Here is a 15545-nt window from a genome sequence, read left to right on the forward strand (position 1 = left end):
ACTTCTTATCTATAATTAAACATGACGTATTATGTCGAATTTTATTTACCTCTCGAAATATAGGGTGATTTTTTGTTACAATTATGATACAATAGTAACAAATAGATAACAAGAGAGGGATTTTCATTGAATTCATATGGAAGCTTTATTGCATTTTTAAGCTATGCCGTAACTGTACTGCTTCTATACTTTATTGGTGATGCTATGAATATTGCAATACTACAATTTCCAAAAGAAAAAGCATTCCAAGTAGAAGAGGGACTACATACCTCACACTTTATCGCACCATTACTTTTAGCTCTTCCGGTGTATATTATCGTTTTATATAAAAGCAAAAAAGTGTAAAGACTGCCTTTTTATTAATGAGGATGGTCTTTTTTGTTTTTATCCCACTATTTGCAGAGAGTAATACTCCCACCTCAAAATTCATTAGAATTTAAGTGGTGGGTAGTTCACGTTCTAATATGCCTAATAGATGATATAATTGCGATTTGCTAAAAAAACCTGAGACCGATTTCATCGGCTCAGGTTTTTTTTCTTATTAGATGCTTTTCACTAATTCAACAACTTCTTCAGCAGTTGACATAGTTAATGCTTTTTGTGCTAACTCTTGCATATCTGCTTTTGACAACTTGCTTAGTTGTGTTCTTGCAGGAAGGATAGATGTTGCACTCATACTAAACTCATCTAGTCCTAATCCAAGTAATAATGGAATTGCAAGTGAATCTCCTGCCATCTCACCGCACATACCAGCCCATTTTCCTTCTTTATGAGCAGCATCGATAACCATTTTTACAAGACGTAAAATTGATGGGTTATACGGTTGGTATAAGTAAGATACACGCTCATTCATACGGTCTGCAGCCATTGTGTATTGAATTAAGTCGTTTGTTCCAATAGAGAAGAAATCAACCTCTTTAGCAAACTGGTCTGCTAATACCGCAGAAGCAGGGATTTCTACCATCATACCTACTTCAATAGCGTCAGAAACAGTTGTACCAGCTTGAACAAGTCTTTCTTTCTCTTCTAATAAAATTGCTTTTGCTTGACGGAATTCATCAAGAGTTGCAATCATTGGGAACATAATTTTTAAATTACCATATACGCTTGCACGAAGTAATGCACGAAGTTGTGTACGGAACACATCTTGCTCTTCAAGGCATAAGCGAATTGCACGGTAACCTAAGAATGGGTTCATTTCTTTTGGTAAATGTAAGTATGGAAGCTCTTTATCTCCACCAATGTCAAGTGTACGAACAACAACTGGTTGACCCTCTTTTACACCTTCAAGAACTGCTTTATACGCTTCGAACTGTTCTTCTTCTGTTGGAAGATTGTCACGGCCCATGTATAAAAATTCTGTACGGTATAAACCAACGCCTTCTCCACCATTGTCAATAATACCTTGTACATCGTTTGGTGTACCGATATTTGCAACAAGCTCAACATGATGTCCATCGCTTGTTACAGTTGGTTGATCCTTTAGTTTAGCCCATTCTACTTTTTGTTCTTCGAATTTTGCTTTCTTTTCTTCGAAAGCACGAAGAGTTTCTTCAGATGGGTTCACAATTACTTCTCCATCTAAGCCGTCGATGATTACCATATCACCGTTCTGGATTTTCTCCATAACAACTTTTGTACCAACAACAGCTGGAATTTCCATAGAGCGAGCCATAATTGCAGAGTGAGATGTACGTCCACCAATATCAGTTGTGAAACCTTTTGCATATTTGCGGTTTAATTGAGCTGTATCAGATGGTGTTAAATCTTCAGCAATAATGATTACTTCTTCAGAAATTGTACTTGGATTTGAGAAGTTAATTCCTAGTAAATGTGCAAGAACACGTTTCGTCACGTCGCGAATATCCGCCGCACGCTCTTTCATATATTCGTTATCCATGTTTTCAAACATAGTAATGAACATTGTTGCAACTTCGTCCATTGCAAATTCAGCATTTATTTTTTCATTATTTACTTTATCTTTCACTGGATTTACTAATTCTGGATCATTCAATACTAATAAATGTGCTTCAAAGATAGCAGCTTTATCAGCACCTAACTCAACAAAAGCATGGTCCTTAATAGCTTCTAGTTCAGATTTTGCTTTCTCAAGCGCAGCTTCTAAGCGTGCAATTTCTGCAGCTTCGTTCGAAATGGTTTTCTTTTCAATGTTAAACTCAGGATTCTCAAGTCTGAAAGCCTTCGCAATAGCAATCCCACTTGATGCAGCGATCCCTTGAATATTAAGAGTCATTACTCTCCTAAGCCTTCGTTTTTCATAGTTTCTTCGATAGCTGCTAGTGCTTGAGCTGCATCATCACCATTTGCAGTGATTTTAATTTCTGCGCCTTGTTGAATACCTAAAGACATAACGCCCATGATTGATTTTAAGTTAACGTTCTTACCATTATATTCTAAGTTAATGTCAGCACCGAATTTGCTTGCAGTGTTTACAAGTAGAGTTGCTGGACGAGCATGAATTCCAGAGTCGCTAGTTACTTTAAAGATTTTTTCCATAATAATTTATCTCCTTTAAATACAGTATTTTTTCGGTTGTATAGACGTGAGTACTACATCATCTATTGTATATACTAGGCGATGTTCGGTCAACCACATCGCCTAGTATAATTATAAACATTTTGCGTCAATTTCTTACTGAATGTCAATAATATCGGCTTCGCCTTTCTTGACATTACCTTCTTTTTTCAGCTCAACTTGTTGTCCTTGCCCTAAATTTGTAAAAATAATTGGTGTGATAATAGATGGTGCATTTTCTTTTACAAATGCTATATCCACTTTCAATAATGGTTGTCCTTGTTTCACTTTATCACCTTGTGCTACAAGTGTTTCAAAACCTTCACCATTTAATTTTACAGTATCAATACCAAAGTGAATTAAAATTTCTTTTCCAGCTTCAGATTGAATACCAATTGCATGCTTTGTTGGGAATACATTGACAATCTCACCGTCAACTGGAGAAACTACTGTTCCTTCTGTTGGCTCAATTGCGAACCCATCGCCCATCATTTTCCCTGAAAATACTTGATCAGGTACTTCTGTAATCGGTAAAATTTTACCTTCAATTGGAGATACAATTGTTTCATTTGTATCAGTTTGTTGTACAGTTTCTTTCGCTTTTACAGGCTCTTCTTTTGCAACATGCACTGCACGACCTGCCATAATATCTTGAATTTGTGATTTTAACGTATCAGATTTTGGACCGAATATAGCTTGAATATTGTTACCAACTTCAAGAACACCTGCTGCTCCAAGCTCTTTTAAACGATCTTTATTTACATCCTTTTGATCTTTTACTTGAACGCGTAAACGTGTAATACAAGCATCTAAAGAAGCAATGTTTTCTTTTCCGCCAAGTGCTACTAAAATCTCACCTGGAAGCTCGCCTGCTTCTACTGTTCCTGCTCCATCAGTATCCGCCACTACTTCACGACCTGGTGTTTTTAAATCCCATTTACGGATTGCAAAGCGGAATCCGAAGTAGTAAATCACTGCTAATACAAGACCAACAACAATTACCCACCACCATGCAGTACGATTCGGTAATACACCAAATAACATAAAGTCAATAAAACCACCAGAGAATGTCATCCCGATTTTAACGCCTAAAATTTGCATAGTCATAAATGATAAACCAGCGAATACAGCATGTATTCCGAATAATACTGGTGCTACGAATAAGAATGAAAATTCAAGTGGTTCTGTAATACCTGTTAAGAAAGATGTTAACGCAGCAGATCCTAAAATACCAGCTGCCAGTTTTTTATTTTCTGGACGTGCCTCATGATACATCGCTAACGCTGCTGCTGGAAGACCGAACATCATGAACGGATATTTACCTGTTGTAAATGTACCAGCTGTTAATTCCACGCCATCTTTTAACTGTGCCATGAAAATCTTTTGGTCACCGTGGATAATGTCACCTGCGGCATTTGTATATTGACCAAATTCAAACCAGAATGGTGCATAGAAAATATGATGCAATCCAAATGGAATTAACGATCGCTCAATTAAACCGAATATAAATGCTGCCAATGTTTTATTTGCATCAATCATTTGATGCGAGAATGCATTCAAACCGCCTTGAATTGGAGGCCAAACAAAGCACATTACAATCCCTAAAATTAACGAGAATGTTGCTGTTGCAATTGGCACGAAACGTTTACCAGCAAAGAATCCTAAGTATGGTGGTAATTCAATATTAAAGTACTTATTATAACAATATGCTGCTAATATACCTACAAGTATACCCCCAAACACTCCCGTTTGAAGCGTTGGGATACCTAATACATTTGCATATGCTGGATCTGTAAAACCAGTTTTAACTGGAATTTTGTCACTTGTAATTGTAACAAATTTCTCTACTCCTAAGAATACGCTCATCGTTTTGTTCATGATTAAGTATCCAACGAAGGCTGCTAACCCAGCTACTCCGTCTCCACCTGCTAATCCGATGGCAACCCCTACTGCGAATAATAATGCAAGGTTTGCGAAAATAATATCACCAGATTGTTCCATAATTTTTGCAACTAGAACAAACCAATCTGCCTTTAAAGCAGGAACTAGATTTGTTAACTGTGGATTTTGAAATGCATTACCAAATCCAAGTAAAATACCTGCAGCCGGTAAAATCGCTACTGGAAGCATAAGCGCTTTTCCGACTTTTTGAAGAACACCAAAGATCTTCTTAAACATAGAAACACTTCCTCTCTTATCTATATTGATGCTTTTCGACAAACGTCAAAAAGGCATGAGGAAAAAAAGATAGAACGATAGCTATACAAAGGGTAGTATGTCCCTTTATCTAGCTTGCATTCCTTACTTTTCTCCACTCATGCCTGATCGAATCAGTAACACGTGTCAAAAATAGGTTTACGTATAAGTTCACTATTTTAAAGCAAACGTTTTCGTTATTTGCTTTAACTTGTTTGTCGAAATTTGTATAACTGTGCAAGATTTATTATACATAACAATTGTAAGCGATTCAATCATTTTTTCTAACGTTTTCATTTTAGACAAAAATACGTGTCTTTTACACATGCTCTGCTTTTACTAATCTTTGCAAGTGCATCGTTAAATAAATGCTTTCCGCTTCGTACACAGGAAGCTGTAATTCCTGCTGCATCACCTTCACAAGCTTCCAAGCTAAATTATAACAAACAGGATACTCTGCTTTTAATAAATCAGCAAACCCTTGTGCTTCTTCTACCTTTTCTCCCTTTTTCACCCGTTCAATTGCATATTGTAAATGACGAATAAGGCGTAAATAATGAATACTTTCTCGCTCTAATGTAAGATGTAGATTTCTTTCAATTAAAGAAACGAGCTGTGCAATAAGACGAGAGTTTTGATTAACAGAAGATAAATCAGAATTTGTGAGCGAGCTATAAATATGAAGTGCAATAAAACCAATTTCTCCTTCTGGTAATGTAATGTGCAAACGAGAATTCAGGAGCTGCACAACTCCTTCAGCAATTTCATATTCTTCTGGGTATAACATTTTTGTTTCAACTAAAAAAGGATTATCCATTGTAAAGCCTTGTTTTAGTCTTTTAATCGCAAAAGAAATATGATCTGTTAAGGCAATATGAATGTGTTCGTTTAATGGCGATTGTACCTTCTCTTGAATATATAGCATAATATCATTCATCAGTTCAATTAACTTTTCGCTCACGTGTGGCACTAAAAGCTTATATTGTTCACGATCCCGTTCATTTTTTAAAACAAACATTTTTTCAATTTGTTCCGCCTCTAACACATCTTTTGCTTTCTTCCCAAATCCAATTCCCTTGCCGATCACTACTACTTCCTCATGTTCCGGATGGCTCGCAATGATGACATTATTATTTAAAACTTTTTTAATTTCTAGATAATTATTCATATAACACCACCCTCGTCCTTAAATAACCTACTTTTATGTTACAGAACATCCTTCTTTTTCGTCAATGCAAACATCTACCATTTTAGAAAAAGTTGTTTTTTAGACATGATTGTATAAGATGCGTATAATATAAGAACAGGTGTACATAGAAAGGAGAGGGCAACATGATTAAAATGTTTGTAAGCGATATAGATGGTACGATGATGCAACATGGGGGGGGCATTGATCAACAAGATATTGCCGCACTTCGTAGTCTCGCAGAGCAAAATGTAATTCTTTCTTTCGCCTCTGGCAGGCTTGATAATGAAATTGCTGGTTTAATGAAAGAAGTTGGTACTCAATTTCACCGCATCAGTGTGAACGGTGTTTTTGTATATACATATGAAAATAAACAACTACTGTCTGCCACGTTTGATTCCAGCATTTTACCTGAGCTGTTATCAATAACAAAAGAAAAACCGTATTTTCGTTATGTAAGTGATGAACATAATTATTACATTGAAGAAAAAACACCTTTTATCCATGAGCTTGAAAAACAAGTGATGATGACTTCTGTTGAAGAACCAAATTTATTACAAAAAATTGATGATACGATCTTCCCAAATAAAATTTCTGTTGGTGGCACAAACGAAGACTTACAAGTACTTCAGAAAAAAATTGATGAGAAATTCAGCGGCAAAGTCAGTACTTTTATCTCGGCTGAGCAATGCTTAGATGTCATGCCGCCAAATATTAGCAAAGGATCAGCCATCTCTATTTTATTACAAGAGTTTCAAGTAAAACCTGAAGAAATCGCTTGTATCGGTGATTCTTACAATGATATTCCTATGTTCAATTTAACACCTCATAGCTTTGCCATGTCACAAGCTCATGATGCAGTGAAAGAACATGCACATTATGTCGTAGACTCTGTAAAAGACGCTATCGAACACGTGCTAGCTTACAACTCAAAGCAAAATAAAAACACGACTCACTCCATATAAGAATGAGTCGTATTTTTATTCCTCTAAATACCAAACAAGTCGAAATTTCACTGTACATCACAACATAAAGTATATTACTTATTTCGTGAAATACTCGTAATAAACTTATAACGATCACCACGATAAATACATTTCACATATTCTAACGGTAATTCACCCTCTGCATATGACCATTGCCTCATTACAAGTACAGGCGCCTTTTTAGGAATATGCAAATGATCAGCCTCATTATCTGTTGCAATGGATGCTTCAATTGCTTGCGTAGCACGAATAAGTTTAAAACCTAACTTTTGCTCCAAATGTTCGTATAAAGATTGTTGCAAAATTTCTTCGTTAATATCTTTTACAAGAGTTGGCGACAAATATGTCGTCTCAAAAGCAATCGGCTCATCATCAGCTAAACGAATACGTCTCACTTCATAAACCGATTCTCCTTCTTGTATTCTAAGCCGGTCTGCTATTTTAGCAGTAGCAGGAACTAAGCCGAAACTTAATAATTGACTGCTTGGTTTCAGACCACGAGAAAGCATATCTTCTGTAAATCCCGTCATCCCTTGCAGCTTTTGCTCCACTTTTGGAAGTTGAACAAACGTTCCAATTCCACGTTTTCGATATAAATAGCCTTGTTCCACTAAGTTATTAATTGCCTGTCTGATTGTCATGCGACTTACTTCGAACTTATCACAAAGTTCATTCTCAGATGGAATTTTATCTCCCGGCTTCCATTCACCGTCCTCAATTAGCTGTTTCACCCACTCTTGAATCTGATAATAGATCGGAAATGGTGAATATTTGTCGATGTTCATCAGCAATCGCCTCACTGCATAAAGATAGAGCTTCTGGGTCAGCGATTACGGTTACATTCGGATGACGTTGCAGAATTGTAGCAGGACACGCTTCGCTATATTCACCTTGCAATAATTCCTTAATTGCTTCTGCTTTTTTCGGTCCCATAGCAATAAGTAGAATTTGCTTCGCTTTCATGATGCTCCCAATCCCCATTGTAATTGCATGAGTTGGCACATCTTCTTCTTTTTCGAAGAAACGAAGGTTTGCTTGGCGAGTAGACTCTGTTAATTCTACAATGTGAGTTGGAGAATCAAAAGCTGTTCCTGGCTCGTTAAATCCGATGTGACCGTTTTCACCGATTCCAAGAATCTGTAGGTCAACTGGGTTAGCTGCTAGAATGTGTTCATAGCGCTTACATTCTTCTTCTAAATCACTTGCCATCCCATTTGGTACATAAGTTTCTTTAAATGGAAGATAGTCAAACAACTGTTCTTGCATAAAGTAATAATAGCTATTTTTATCTTCATTTGGTAAATTTACGTACTCATCTAAGTTTACAGTGGTTACACGGCTTGTATCAAGTTTATTTTTTCGCATTTCTGCATAAATCCCCAGTGGAGAGCTTCCTGTAGCCATTCCTAGTGTTGGTTTTTCTTTTGAGTTTATAACTTCTTCAATTAATTTATAGCCTGCTTCTGCTAATTCTTCTGAAGTTTTTACAACAAGAATATCCATCTATTTACTTCCCTTCTTTCATATGGATTCCTAATCGAACTGTATCATATACATGTAAATCTTCTGTCATGACAACAAAATCTGCATCTTTACCTACCGCTAATGCACCTTTTCTATTTAATCCAAATTCTTCCGCTTGGTTAACTGATGTCATAAGTACAGCATCCTCAATTGAACATCCTGTAAATTCAATTACATTTCGGAACGCTTGGTCCATTTTCAAAATACTACCAGCTAACGTTCCATCTTCTAATCGAGCACTACCATCTTTTACATGTACAGGCTGTCCGCCAAGTTCATATAATCCATCTTCTAGACCCTTTGCACGCATTGCGTCAGTAATAACACTTACTTTTTTCGGACCTTTTAATTTATATGCCAGTTTCACCATATCTGGGTGAATGTGAATACCATCTGTAATAATTTCAACCATTACATCTGGATTTAATAACACATGACCAACAACCCCTGGTTCACGATGATGTAAACCTCGCATTTGATTATATAAATGTGTTGCGTGTGTAATTTTTCTGTTTTTTAATTGTGCTTCAATTGCATCTGTATGTCCCATTGTGCCAACAACACCAGTTTCAGCAAGATACTCTTCAAATTCTTCCGCCCCTTCTTCTTCTGGTGCATATGTGACTAATTTAATTAAATTGCCACTTACTTCTTGCCATTGTTTAAATTGTTCAATATTGGCAGGAACAATATGTTCAAGAGGTTGTGCTCCCGCACGTTTTTTTGAAACATATGGTCCTTCTAAGTGAATATATTCAAAATGTGCTCCTTTTTCTTTCGCTTCTTTTGCAGCACTTAATGCCGCTTCAATTGCTTCTGGAGCTTGTGTCATTGTTGTTGGGAAGTAAGTTGTAACTCCTTCTTTTAACATTTCTTTACCAAGAGTTACTAAACCATCACTATTTGCATCCATCGCATCAATATCGTATCCACCATGAATATGAACATCAATCATACCCGGAATCACAATTTTTCCTTCTGCATCAAAAACAGTTTCATTTTCTTGTGATACATATTGAGCCATCAAACCAATTTCTTTAATTGTTTCTGCGTAACGAATAAATCCTCTTTCCATTACTTCTTGGCCTGTATAAACTTTGGCATTGATGACAACTTGCGTTTTCATTTTCATCGATCCTTTCCCATGAAATACCTACTTGTTATTAGTACCTATTTGTCTAATTCCATCTTAATATACACACGAGTAGTTGTCTATACATTTAAATGGAAATTTCCTCTTCTTTCGGTAAAAAAGGAAATTTATTTGTTTTCTTCTTTAATTATAATATATATTATTCTTTTTTTCCAAAAGGAGACAATGAACCTTTTATGCAAGTTAATCATAATCCTTTATTTTCATTTCCCTGCTCAGCATTTATAGGTTCTTAACTACTTCTCTACTTTAACAGTGGAAGCGGTATATTTGACCATATTGAAATATGCTCCCCGTCTGTCTCCATCTCCACTGTTCGTTTATTTGTTCCATACACCATTACACCACATCTTTTCAATCTCTTTACCACACTTTGATGAGGATGACCATATGGATTTTTGCTACCGTAAGAAAGAATAGCAAATGAAGGATCCACCCTTTTCAAAAATACTTCGCTCGTTGATGTGTATGAACCATGATGACCTACTTTTAATACATCTGCATGTACATCATACTGCTTTAATATTTTATTTTCAGTTTGTATATCAGCATCTCCCATTAATAAAAAATCAGCCTTACCATATCGAATCTTTAGAACAATGGAGGATTCATTATTTTCATCCTTTGATTTTCCATTGTTTAACACTTGAATGGACACATGGGGATCTACTGGGATATGTTGTCCTTGTTTTACACGAACAAACGGAATTCCTCTCTTTTTAATATTGCTTCTATACGTATGATATGTAAAAGAACTATACGTTTTCCCACTATCTAATACAAGCGATACCGGCATTTGTTCTATAATTGGAATAAGTCCGCCTATATGGTCCATATCTGGATGAGTCCCTACTACTACGTCTAAATGGTTAATTCCCTTTTCAATTAATTTTTGAATAATTTCTTCTCCCGCTTCATAAGGACCCCCATCAATTAACATCGTTTGACCATTCGGTAAAGTAATTAGCGTGGCATCACCTTGTCCTACCTTAAAAAAACTCACTTTCATTTTTCCTAAATGTGGACGTTGCACAGCAAAAGAAGACGCAGTATGAACAGACATCATATATCTTTTAGCAGATGTGCTGTTTAATGAACAGCATAATAAAACAGAAACTAGCAATAGAATAATCCGTACGCCTTTCATAATTCGTCTCCTTTTTTTCATTTAGTATGACACGCTGTGTATTTCATATACAAAAAAAGCTTAGCGAAGTGCTAAGCTTTCATTTTGATAATTCCTGCAAGGAACCAAAGAATAGGTCTGCTTCATTCATTTGTTCATTCTCCTCTGAAAGAACAGGTAAATCATCTAATGTTTGCAATCCGAACGTATCTAAAAACTCTTTTGTCGTGCCATATAAAATAGGACGCCCTGGCCCTTCAGCTCTGCCAATTTCTTTGATAAGTAAGTGTGAAACTAGTGTTTGTAATGCTCTGTCCGTTTTCACACCACGAATCTCTTCCATTTCCGTTCTTGTAATTGGCTGACGATAAGCAACAATCGCCAATGTTTCAAGAGCTGCCTGAGAAAGAGAAGCTGCCGTTGGTGCATCCATTAACTTTTGATAATATAGCGCATGTTCTTTTTTGGTTACTAGACGGTACACTTTCGCAAATTGTACAATTTGTAATCCTCGCTGCAGCCCTTCCCATTCTTTTTGCATCTCTTCAACCATTTGAACTACATTTTTCACTTCAATTTCAAGTACTTTTGCAATTTGTTCTGGATAAATCCCTTCATCCCCAGCAACAAATAGAAGTCCTTCAATAATTGCCATTCTTTCTTTTCTTTCCAATGTACAATCTCCTTTCTCATACCTTTTCCTCACCAAAAGTACCCATAAAAAAAGCCGAATCACAATAAATTGCGTCCGGTTCAACATTCCTTTTATCGTTCCAAACGGTGCGGCAAAACTTTAATTAGATCGTGACAAAAAGATTTCATCAAAATTTTGCTCTTGTTCAATAACAATTTGTTGATTTTTCATAAGCTCAAGTATAGCTAAAAATGTTACCACCATTACTTCACGCTCTTCATCAGCAAATAAATCATAAAAACTTTGACGCCCACTTACTGTATCTAATTGCTGTAAAATATCAGTCATACGCTGTTCAATTGATATTTCCTGACGAGTAATCCGCGTTGTTACTGGACGCTGTGATTTTTTACGGCGTATAAGTTTTTGAAACGCTGCTAACATGTCATATAGCGTAACATCTAGAGGTAAATTCGTCTCCTCTTCCTGCTGAAACGATGTAAAATCGATTGGTGGACGTGTATACAGCTGTGCTCTTTCTTGTTCTCTCTCTTTTAACTCAGTAGCAACTTGCTTATATTTTTTATATTCAATTAACCGCTCCATTAACTCTTGACGAGGGTCATCTATAAAGTCTTCACCATTATCATGTACATCTTCCTCTTGTTTCGGTAACAACATCTTACTTTTAATTTGCAATAGCGTTGCAGCCATCACCAAATACTCACTTGCAACATCTAATTGTAATTCTTTCATCGTATGAATGTAAGATAAATATTGCTCTGTAATTTCCGCTACAGGAATATTGTATATATCAATTTCATAGCGATGAATTAAATGTAACAATAGATCTAAAGGCCCTTCAAAAGCCTCAACTTTAAAATTATATTGCACAAAACATCCCACCACATTTTTTCTATAACAACATAAGTATAGAGCATACTTATGTTCTATCCAACCTTTTTGAGAAATTTAATTTAAAATAGACACCTGCCCATGCAATAATGCCCACCTCTTCATATGATAACAGTGTAGTAAGAACAATGTAGGAGGTACAAAAACTATGAGCCATTTTGATTGTGGTTTTCACGGCGGTTTCGCTTTACTTGTTGTACTATTTATTTTATTAATCATTGTAGGAGCGGCTTGCTTCTGCTAATGCAGACTGTAGTAAACGGCTAGAGAACTTCTCTAGCCGTTTACTACTTATATGATAAACTGTACATAAAACCGTTAGACAGGAGCGAAAAAGATGTATCCTAAAGCATACATACAGTTTTTAATTCATTTTCACGGAGACTACGATTATTTTGAATGTCATGAGGTGCTAGAGGAGCATTGGAAATTAAAGCCACGAGGAGATCGTGATAACTACTGGGTTGGTTTCATTCAAATTGCCGTTTCTTTATACCATCAAAGACGATCAAATTGGAATGGTGCGGCAAAAATGATGAAAAGCGCAATTTCCATCTTAGAAAAAGAACGTGATCACATAAATTCATTAGGACTAAATGATCAACAACTTTTATCTTTACTCCAAAAACAATTACAGTCTATTCTTGCAAAAGCAACTTTTACACCTATATTTTTACCTTTTTCAGATGCCGCTTTAGAAAACAAATGCGTACAATTATGCTCTGAAAATGGCCTCCCTTGGAAAAATATTCATTCTCTACCTAGTGAATATATTATCCACAAGCACACATTGCGTAATCGAGACGCTATCATTTTCGAGCGAAACGAACAACTAACAAAAAGAAAGCAGAGATGATTACATTTCCATCTCTGCTTTCATGAATGTATATTTTGTTCAAATCCCTTACATTTTTCGCAAAAACTAGCTGTTTGCTCATTCCCACAAATTGTAACACCATGAAACTTATCTTTTAATTCTTGAACCATCTTTGTCCCAATTCCCATATGACGATGAGATGGATTCACACTAAGATGTTGAATTTCTAATACATGATCTTCCTTTTTAATAACCCCAACTATCCCAACAAAATCATCATTTTGTTTCCACAAATACAATTGCCAATTGTCTTTTGTATCATATTCTTTCATTGTCAATTGTAATGTTTTCACATCTTTTTCAGTTGGCATAAAAGAAAGAAGCCCCATTGCAATCTTTTCATAACTTTTTTTAAAACGAATTAACATAAACCTTATCCCTTCTTAGCAAAAGTTACAAACCATTTATCCCCTTAACCACTATTTCTATATCATATCTATTTTACAATATTTTCACTATAGTGAGAAGGGCTGTCAAAGCAACTTGATAATCATACAAAGAGAAATCCGGAAAGTCAACTGTACATAAACTCATTAATCATACGAAACTCTACCATATTCTATGTATGTTTGCGAAAGACCGTTCTCAGCATAACATCATTTTAATGTAAAAAAATTCGTCCTCCCACTTTATCATTTACTGCATGTTACCCTCCAATTCCTGTTTGTAAAATAAAAAATCTCCAATTGATAATGAGCAACTTATTTTTTGCAAACAAAAAAAGAGAGCTAACTAGCTCTCTTTAACTTATTCTTCCCAAACTTTAACTTCTTTCATTACATCGCCTTGACGCATGTTTAATACTGTTTCAATTCCGCTTGTAACTTTACCAAATACAGTATGTACACCATCTAAATGTGGTTGCGGCTCATGAACGACGAAGAATTGGCTACCACCTGTATTACGGCCAGCGTGTGCCATAGAAAGTGATCCAACAACATGTCTGTGAGGGTTTCCTTCAGTTTCACATGGAATAGAATAACCAGGGCCACCTGCACCTGTTCCTGTTGGGTCTCCACCTTGGCTTACAAAACCAGGAATAACGCGGTGGAATGTAACACCATCATAAAATCCTTTGTCCGCTAATTTTTTAAAGTTTTCTACTGTTTTTGGTGCTTCCTCTGCGAAAAATTCTAATTCGATTTTTTCACCATTTTCCATTAATATGTATCCTAAAGTTTTCATACGTATATGTCTCCTTTCAACTATCTCAGCACTATATTACCATATTCATGCCCAGAAACAAAAAGAATCCGACAATCTTCATACTTCTTTTTTGAAATCTAGAAGAAGACAGATGACAAATACGAAAAATGTACTATAATAACTTTGTTGCCCGAAAATTCCAGAAAGAGAAAGGGAGCGATTTTTCGTGAAAACGAAATTATTAGCTCTGCTATTAGCTGTTACGGTATTTATGATTCCAACAGCTTCATTTGCAGACATAATTGAGGGAGAATCAATTGTTACATTAGGAGAAAATTTATCTGAACAACAAAAGCAAGATCTTTTGAAAGAAATGAAAGCACCAAAAGATGCACAAGTTATTACTGTATCTAATGCCGAAGAACATAAATTTCTAGAGGGTATCGTTCCGAAATCACAAATTGGTACGAAAGCTATTTCCTCTTCTATGATTACGTACACAAAACCAGGATCTGGTCTTATTGTACGAACGAAAAACATCAATTGGGTAACAGATGCAATGTACACAAACGCGTTAATTACAGCAGGTGTGAAAGATGCTGAGATTCAAATCACAGCGCCATTTAAAGTATCAGGAACAGCTGCTTTAACAGGTTTAATGAAAGCTTACGAAACAACATCGAAAAAAGAAATTCCTGATGAAGTAAAAAAAGTAGCCAATGAAGAAATGGTACAAACGGCGAAACTTGGTGACAAAATCGGTGAGGACAAAGCTGTTCAACTTGTCACAAAAGTAAAAGAAGAAATTGCTAAAGAGCAGCCAAAAACAACAGAAGATTTACGTACACTGATCAAAAAAGTCGCCGATCAGCTTGGTATTACGTTAACAGATGAGCAATTAGATAGCTTAGTTTCACTATTTGATAAAATGAAAAATTTAAATATTGACTGGAACCAAGTTAGTAGCCAATTAAATAAAGCGAAAGATCATGTTTCAGCCTTCTTAGGGTCTGAAGAAGGACAAGGATTCCTAGATAAAGTAAAAGATTTCTTCTCCAGTATCATTGATTTTATTAAATCGTTGTTTAAGTAAGAAAAAGCTCGTCATTGACGAGCTTTTTCTATATAAATCCAAATTAAAACCCGACATAACCCCTTTCTTTTTGGGGGGAAAGAGGATCCGCCGATGCATAGAAGCGGTTAGATCCTCTTCCTATTCCATGCCAAGTGAAAACAAAAAGGGAAAAAGAGTGCAGGTCACTTTTTG

17 protein-coding genes are annotated in these 15545 nt (G+C 35.8%); 5 read left to right on the forward strand and 12 right to left on the reverse strand.

Annotated elements, in window-relative coordinates:
• Window positions 1-126 precede the first annotated feature (126 nt).
• Window positions 127-345 carry a hypothetical protein gene (locus tag V7183_RS00845; RefSeq protein WP_097896686.1) on the forward strand — a complete coding sequence of 73 codons (219 nt, stop codon included), beginning with the start codon at window positions 127-129 and terminating at the stop codon, window positions 343-345.
• A gap of 196 nt (window positions 346-541) precedes the next feature.
• Here V7183_RS00845 and ptsP read toward each other — a convergent pair whose 3' ends face one another.
• From ptsP to glcT, 4 genes are all read right to left on the reverse strand, one after another.
• Window positions 542-2254 (reverse strand): phosphoenolpyruvate--protein phosphotransferase, encoded by a 1713-nt coding sequence (ptsP, locus tag V7183_RS00850; RefSeq protein ID WP_335358425.1) that lies wholly within the window; start codon window positions 2252-2254, stop codon window positions 542-544.
• Window positions 2254-2517 carry a phosphocarrier protein HPr gene (ptsH, locus tag V7183_RS00855; protein ID WP_000411078.1) on the reverse strand — a complete coding sequence of 88 codons (264 nt, stop codon included), beginning with the start codon at window positions 2515-2517 and terminating at the stop codon, window positions 2254-2256. The genes ptsP and ptsH overlap by 1 nt, the downstream gene beginning before the upstream one ends.
• A gap of 135 nt (window positions 2518-2652) precedes the next feature.
• Window positions 2653-4713, reverse strand: a complete 2061-nt coding sequence (gene ptsG, locus V7183_RS00860) for a glucose-specific PTS transporter subunit IIBC (protein ID WP_097896689.1) — start codon at window positions 4711-4713, stop codon at window positions 2653-2655.
• A 337-nt stretch (window positions 4714-5050) separates the two neighbouring features.
• Window positions 5051-5899 (reverse strand): glucose PTS transporter transcription antiterminator GlcT, encoded by an 849-nt coding sequence (gene glcT / locus V7183_RS00865; RefSeq protein WP_097896691.1) that lies wholly within the window; start codon window positions 5897-5899, stop codon window positions 5051-5053.
• Between the two features lie 164 nt (window positions 5900-6063).
• Between glcT and V7183_RS00870 the strand changes: the two genes are divergently transcribed.
• Window positions 6064-6882 carry an HAD family hydrolase gene (locus tag V7183_RS00870; protein ID WP_335358426.1) on the forward strand — a complete coding sequence of 273 codons (819 nt, stop codon included), beginning with the start codon at window positions 6064-6066 and terminating at the stop codon, window positions 6880-6882.
• A gap of 74 nt (window positions 6883-6956) precedes the next feature.
• Here the strand turns inward: V7183_RS00870 and phnF are convergent, their stop codons facing one another.
• From phnF to V7183_RS00900, 6 genes are all read right to left on the reverse strand, one after another.
• The gene (gene phnF, locus V7183_RS00875; protein ID WP_097896695.1) at window positions 6957-7688 is read right to left on the reverse strand and encodes a phosphonate metabolism transcriptional regulator PhnF; all 732 of its coding nucleotides are present in this window, start codon (window positions 7686-7688) and stop codon (window positions 6957-6959) included.
• Entirely contained in the window at window positions 7618-8406 is a 789-nt protein-coding gene (locus V7183_RS00880) for a glucosamine-6-phosphate deaminase (RefSeq protein WP_335358427.1), read from the reverse strand. Before V7183_RS00880 ends, phnF begins: the two co-directional genes overlap by 71 nt.
• A 4-nt stretch (window positions 8407-8410) precedes the next feature.
• Window positions 8411-9553 (reverse strand): N-acetylglucosamine-6-phosphate deacetylase, encoded by a 1143-nt coding sequence (gene nagA / locus V7183_RS00885; protein WP_335358431.1) that lies wholly within the window; start codon window positions 9551-9553, stop codon window positions 8411-8413.
• Window positions 9554-9824: 271 nt separating this feature from the next.
• A complete protein-coding gene (locus tag V7183_RS00890; RefSeq protein WP_335358428.1) occupies window positions 9825-10727 on the reverse strand; it encodes a ComEC/Rec2 family competence protein in 903 nt (300 codons plus the stop codon).
• 79 nt (window positions 10728-10806) lie between these two features.
• A complete protein-coding gene (gene scpB / locus V7183_RS00895; protein WP_373605242.1) occupies window positions 10807-11361 on the reverse strand; it encodes an SMC-Scp complex subunit ScpB in 555 nt (184 codons plus the stop codon).
• A gap of 138 nt (window positions 11362-11499) precedes the next feature.
• On the reverse strand, window positions 11500-12234 hold the full coding sequence (locus V7183_RS00900; protein WP_097896702.1) for a segregation/condensation protein A: 735 nt from the start codon (window positions 12232-12234) through the stop codon (window positions 11500-11502).
• 169 nt (window positions 12235-12403) lie between these two features.
• Between V7183_RS00900 and V7183_RS00905 the strand changes: the two genes are divergently transcribed.
• On the forward strand, window positions 12404-12499 hold the full coding sequence (locus V7183_RS00905) for a YjcZ family sporulation protein (RefSeq protein WP_335358429.1): 96 nt from the start codon (window positions 12404-12406) through the stop codon (window positions 12497-12499).
• Between the two features lie 93 nt (window positions 12500-12592).
• On the forward strand, window positions 12593-13111 hold the full coding sequence (locus V7183_RS00910) for a DUF309 domain-containing protein (protein ID WP_335358430.1): 519 nt from the start codon (window positions 12593-12595) through the stop codon (window positions 13109-13111).
• A 20-nt stretch (window positions 13112-13131) separates the two neighbouring features.
• Here the strand turns inward: V7183_RS00910 and V7183_RS00915 are convergent, their stop codons facing one another.
• Window positions 13132-13500: a GNAT family N-acetyltransferase gene (locus V7183_RS00915; protein WP_097896707.1), complete on the reverse strand. Its 369-nt coding sequence runs from the start codon at window positions 13498-13500 to the stop codon at window positions 13132-13134.
• A gap of 379 nt (window positions 13501-13879) precedes the next feature.
• On the reverse strand, window positions 13880-14317 hold the full coding sequence (locus tag V7183_RS00920; protein WP_097896709.1) for a peptidylprolyl isomerase: 438 nt from the start codon (window positions 14315-14317) through the stop codon (window positions 13880-13882).
• A gap of 187 nt (window positions 14318-14504) precedes the next feature.
• Here V7183_RS00920 and V7183_RS00925 point away from each other — a divergent pair, with 187 nt between their 5' ends.
• Window positions 14505-15371: a DUF1002 domain-containing protein gene (locus V7183_RS00925; RefSeq protein WP_097896711.1), complete on the forward strand. Its 867-nt coding sequence runs from the start codon at window positions 14505-14507 to the stop codon at window positions 15369-15371.
• The last annotated feature ends 174 nt before the right edge of the window (window positions 15372-15545 follow it).

It is taken from the genome of Bacillus sp. JJ1127, assembly GCF_036965845.1.
Lineage (GTDB): Bacteria > Bacillota > Bacilli > Bacillales > Bacillaceae_G > Bacillus_A.

Bases quoted from the DNA above. Each gene is read 5' to 3' on its own strand.
- phnF (WP_097896695.1), bottom strand. From the start codon at position 7,688: ATGAACATCGACAAATATTCACCATTTCCGATCTATTATCAGATTCAA.
- V7183_RS00920 (WP_097896709.1), bottom strand. From the start codon at position 14,317: ATGAAAACTTTAGGATACATATTAATGGAAAATGGTGAAAAAATCGAA.
- ptsH (WP_000411078.1), bottom strand. From the start codon at position 2,517: ATGGAAAAAATCTTTAAAGTAACTAGCGACTCTGGAATTCATGCTCGT.
- scpB (WP_373605242.1), bottom strand. From the start codon at position 11,361: ATGGCAATTATTGAAGGACTTCTATTTGTTGCTGGGGATGAAGGGATT.
- nagA (WP_335358431.1), bottom strand. From the start codon at position 9,553: ATGAAAACGCAAGTTGTCATCAATGCCAAAGTTTATACAGGCCAAGAA.
- V7183_RS00915 (WP_097896707.1), bottom strand. From the start codon at position 13,500: ATGTTAATTCGTTTTAAAAAAAGTTATGAAAAGATTGCAATGGGGCTT.
- V7183_RS00870 (WP_335358426.1), top strand. From the start codon at position 6,064: ATGATTAAAATGTTTGTAAGCGATATAGATGGTACGATGATGCAACAT.
- V7183_RS00880 (WP_335358427.1), bottom strand. From the start codon at position 8,406: ATGGATATTCTTGTTGTAAAAACTTCAGAAGAATTAGCAGAAGCAGGC.
- ptsP (WP_335358425.1), bottom strand. From the start codon at position 2,254: ATGACTCTTAATATTCAAGGGATCGCTGCATCAAGTGGGATTGCTATT.
- V7183_RS00890 (WP_335358428.1), bottom strand. From the start codon at position 10,727: ATGAAAGGCGTACGGATTATTCTATTGCTAGTTTCTGTTTTATTATGC.
- glcT (WP_097896691.1), bottom strand. From the start codon at position 5,899: ATGAATAATTATCTAGAAATTAAAAAAGTTTTAAATAATAATGTCATC.
- ptsG (WP_097896689.1), bottom strand. From the start codon at position 4,713: ATGTTTAAGAAGATCTTTGGTGTTCTTCAAAAAGTCGGAAAAGCGCTT.
- V7183_RS00905 (WP_335358429.1), top strand. From the start codon at position 12,404: ATGAGCCATTTTGATTGTGGTTTTCACGGCGGTTTCGCTTTACTTGTT.
- V7183_RS00910 (WP_335358430.1), top strand. From the start codon at position 12,593: ATGTATCCTAAAGCATACATACAGTTTTTAATTCATTTTCACGGAGAC.